Raw genomic sequence first — 2,556 nt, 5'->3', positions numbered from 1 at the left:
GGAAAGATCCGCCTTTATGAATCGGCTCTTTAACATTGAGACGGTTTTAGCCTAATTATTTCCCCCATCAATGAGTAAAATCACCGACTCTCATTATTTGCAACAAGCCCATTTTAACCGCGAAGCTCTGGCAAAAGAAATTGACCTTAATATCCCTGCACAGCGGGTCGTCCGGGTGCTGGACAGGATAGTGGCAAACCGTGGATATATGCTGAAGATGCCGATGGATATTGGACCAGAACTGGTGTCGCTGGCATTGGCACAATGGGCAGAAGACCATGGTGTGATGCTGGAATTTATCAAGCCGGGTAAGCCGACACAGAACGCGTATATCGAACGTTTTAACAGGACGTACCGGACAGAAATACTGGATTTTTACTTATTCAGAACGCTGAACGAAGCACGGGAAATCACGGAACGCTGGCTGAATGAATACAATAGTGAGCGAGCCATGAATCCCTGAATAACCTGACACCGGAAGAATACCGGCTGATGGCTGAGAATGATCTTCACCCTGAAAACAGTGCCAGCCTAAACTGAAGTATCCGGTCTTTCTTTCATCTCACTGAGAGGCATATCAACCATGAAAAAGACCCGTTATACCGAAGAACAGATAGCATTTGCCCTTAAACAGGCCGAAACAGGCACTCGGGTGGAGGAAGTGTGCAGAAAGATGGGTATTTCTGAAGCCACTTTTTATAACGGGAAGAAAAAATTTGGCGGGATGGGCGTAACGGAACTGCGCCGTTTGCGGCAGCTTGAGGACGAAAACCAACGGCTCAAGTGTCTGGTGGCGGACCTCAGTCTGGATAAAGAAATGCTTCAGGACGTCATTCGAAAAAAGTTCTGAGGCCCATCCAGAAGCGTGAAGCGGTGACTTACCTGCTGGATGCATATCGTATCGGCCTGCGTCGTAGTTGCCGTTTAATGATGTAGAGTCGCACGGTATACCACTATCGTAGTTGTCGTGATGACAGGGCCCTGACTCACCGGATAAGAGAAATTGCGGAGACGCGGATCCGCTATGGTTGCCCGCGTATTCATATTCTATTGCGCCGCGAGGTTAGATCAGTGCTGGAGCATGGATTTTGTTGCTGATAATCTGTTCAACGGACGTCGGATACTCGCCCTAACTGTAGTGGATAATTTTAGTCGTGAATGCCTGGCGATCGAGGTGGGTAAAGGGTTGCGCGGGGATGATGTGGTGGCTGTTATGGAGCGCCTGAAGCAACTGCATCGGCGTATCCCCCGCCGGTTGCAAACTGATAATGGCAGCGAATTTATCTCTAAAGCGCTTGATCGATGGGCATACGAAAATAAGGTGACAATGGACTTCTCACGCCCCGGCAAACCGACAGAAAATGCTCCGGTCGAGTCATTCAACGGTAGCCTGCGTGATGAGTGTTTGAATGTGTACTGGTTCCTGTCACTGGAAGATGCTCAGGAGAAGATCGAGAAGTGGCGGCAGGAATATAACCAGCAAAGACCGCATTCATCTTTAAATAATCAGACGCCGGAGGAGTTTATCCGAAGTCTGCAAAAAGGCCGGAGTCTCTGATTTATCCTGGCATCAATATTGGGAAGGGATCAGAAACCGGAAATCTCAAAAAGTGTGTGGACCTAAAGCTGGGATACTTACACTGAACTCAGTCTGATGATTTCGATAAAGATATACTTCATTTCAGGCGCTTCGCAAAGTATGTCGCGGCCTTTTGGAGAATGGCCAACTCTTCATCTCGTTCTGCCAGTTGGTGCTTGAGCCGGACATTTTCGACAGCAAGTTCGCTTTCACGCGAGGATGATGTCAGTTGCTGCTGTTGTTTGCTACGCTAGACATAAAGTTGCGATTCATACAGACCGAGTTCGCGTGCGGCTGCGACCACGCCAATACGTTGAGCAAGCTTAAGCGTTTCGTCCCGAAAGGCGGGCGTGTGTTGTTTACGAGGTTTGTTTTTCGTTGCTGATGGTTTAGCCATGAGTCACGTCTGGGTTAAGAGTTCACTCACTTAATACCGTGTCCACTATTGCTGGGTAAGATCACACTTTTTCATGCTCTCCTTTATTTGTTGGCTGCCTAAAAACAGGCAGCACAACTTTTTCTGACTTACCTACACTAATGCGACAGGATCTAATTATCTACACGCAAACTAACAACAGTTCCGTTTGAACCTGTACTGATAGTTACTTGTGAATTCATCAAGAAAGCATTTCTAATCGCCTCAGATCGATCATTATTAAAACCTGCGGCAACTGGGTCAGATTGAACACATATATTTGTTCCATTATTTTGTCGGAAAATGTATGCATTTCTGTCAAAACCATGCCGGTTAACTATTGCAATAAAACGGCCAGTTACCAGATGTACAATGTTAGGCCAGCTACAATCATAATTGGCCGGCGTTGGTGACGAAACATTAACTTCGTTTTCGATAGTAGTCTGAGCTGCTGCTGTTTGAAAAACAGCAAGGGAAAACACACTAAAGAGAATAGCCTTGTAGTTCATTATCGACTCCTAAGGTCAATCGTTAAAAAGATAGATGTACAAGCTTTAATAAC

General features: G+C 46.4%; 1 protein-coding gene and 3 pseudogenes. 2 read left to right on the top strand and 2 right to left on the bottom strand.

Going from position 1 to position 2,556, the window contains the following annotated elements:
• Positions 1–112 precede the first annotated feature (112 nt).
• Together V2A85_RS23045 and V2A85_RS23040 are read left to right on the top strand one after the other, a co-directional pair.
• Positions 113–540 (top strand): annotated as a pseudogene (locus V2A85_RS23045) (integrase core domain-containing protein); the annotation flags it as partial.
• A gap of 43 nt (positions 541–583) precedes the next feature.
• Positions 584–1,558, top strand: a pseudogene (locus V2A85_RS23040) (IS3 family transposase).
• Positions 1,559–1,636: 78 nt separating this feature from the next.
• Here V2A85_RS23040 and V2A85_RS23035 read toward each other — a convergent pair.
• A pseudogene (locus V2A85_RS23035) lies at positions 1,637–1,976 on the bottom strand (transposase); the annotation flags it as partial.
• 152 nt (positions 1,977–2,128) lie between these two features.
• Positions 2,129–2,503, bottom strand: coding sequence for a hypothetical protein (locus V2A85_RS23030; RefSeq protein WP_420072479.1), 375 nt, complete (start codon positions 2,501–2,503; stop codon positions 2,129–2,131).
• Between the last annotated feature and the right edge of the window lie 53 nt (positions 2,504–2,556).

Origin of the sequence: Yersinia sp. 1252 StPb PI, assembly GCF_048593885.1 — a bacterium.
Classification (GTDB): Bacteria; Pseudomonadota; Gammaproteobacteria; order Enterobacterales; family Enterobacteriaceae; genus Yersinia; species Yersinia enterocolitica_E.
Note: the sequence above shows the minus strand (reverse complement) of the source record. Positions and strands in the feature narration are given on the sequence as shown.

Excerpts from the sequence above, each read along its gene's own strand:
- V2A85_RS23030 (WP_420072479.1), bottom strand. The coding sequence starts at position 2,503 with ATGAACTACAAGGCTATTCTCTTTAGTGTGTTTTCCCTTGCTGTTTTT.